We start from the raw sequence: 799 nt of genomic DNA, 5'->3' as shown, positions 1-799 counted from the left end.
CCGATCGATAATACGTAACACTAAACTTCTTCTCTTTTGCTGTTTTTCCTAAGCAACTACTCGCTAATACACAGCCTTTACATTGCTGGCTGGATCCTCGATATTCCTTCTTTAACGTATGCGTTCGATAATCATTAAACACCTTTTTAAAGGGAATCTCTTCTCCTTGAGGACAAACATAACTATCCCTTTCTTTTTTATACGAAAAACCATCTGGACCGCCTTTATAAGTCCCGTGAGGGGGAATAAAACTTCGTAGGCCTTGACGCTCTAAAAAAGCGTAATTCTCTCCACTACTATAACCCGTATCGGCTAAACAATTCTCCCATAACAAACCAGATTGCCACAAACGTTCTTTTACTCGTAATACAATATCTTGTAAATGTTGATTGTCTTTGCCATCTGCATGATATGCACGAATATCCGTTATCACATGAGCACTACTATCTACCGTTAATTGACTCGTGTAATTTAACTTTCTTGCCTTACCTGGTTTTACACTTATACGCGCATCGGGATCGGTAGGACTGTAATGGGTTTTATTACTGGTATACCTACTCCCTTTATTGCCCGAACCTGGACGGTGGTTTTGGTTTGTACTCCAGTTCTTGTTTCGTGAGGCAATGCTTTGTAACTCCTTGTTACTGGCACTTATAATTCGTTGATCTCTACTTGATTTATCTTCTTTAGCCTGTCTAAAAACTTCCTTATCTCGCTGACTTATATGACGAACTTCGGATAAATACGCATCTAAATCTTGAACAGGAACTTTTAATGCTAAACTATCCATACTGGCATT

1 pseudogene is annotated in these 799 nt (G+C 38.9%); it reads right to left on the bottom strand.

Annotated elements, in window-relative coordinates:
• A pseudogene (locus SLH33_RS12975) lies at window positions 1-799 on the bottom strand (IS1182 family transposase); the annotation flags it as partial.

The organism is Tenacibaculum sp. IB213877, from assembly GCF_034043975.1.
Classification (GTDB): domain Bacteria; phylum Bacteroidota; class Bacteroidia; order Flavobacteriales; family Flavobacteriaceae; genus Polaribacter.
The sequence above is the reverse complement of the archived record's forward strand: the minus strand, read 5'-3'. Positions and strand labels throughout refer to the sequence as shown.